Origin of the sequence: Candidatus Phytoplasma palmae (genome assembly GCF_046896035.1) — a bacterium.
GTDB lineage: Bacteria > Bacillota_I > Bacilli_A > Acholeplasmatales > Acholeplasmataceae > Phytoplasma > Phytoplasma palmae.
On the sequence record NZ_JBIPDD010000049.1, the window covers coordinates 1 to 341 of the forward strand.

At 27.3% G+C, this 341-nt stretch carries 1 pseudogene; it reads right to left on the reverse strand.

Features of this window, described 5'->3' with window-relative positions:
- Positions 1-58: 58 nt before the first annotated feature.
- A pseudogene (locus ACHMP6_RS01895) lies at positions 59-271 on the reverse strand (lipoate--protein ligase family protein); the annotation flags it as partial.
- Between the last annotated feature and the right edge of the window lie 70 nt (positions 272-341).

Below are 341 nucleotides of genomic sequence, written 5' to 3' on the forward strand. Positions count from 1 at the left end.
ATCATGATGTTCGTGATACGTGAAATCACTCATAATTAGGCATCATTTCGCGCCCAGAATCATTATAAACACATCCTCCTCCGGTAGGACGTCTAAAAATTTCAATATTATTTTTTTTTACAAAATCCAAATTAACTTCATTCTCTATAACTTGATTTCTTCCTATAACAATACCTTTAATCTTCCAAAAAAAGAAAAAAACTTCATCTTTCTTTAAAAGATTATTTAAAATATATTCTTCTAAAGCAAAATAAAAATAAGGTTTTAAATTTGCATCGTAATTATATTATCGAGATAGAATTAGACCGTTTTTCTATTACTAGATATTAATCTAAGCCCCC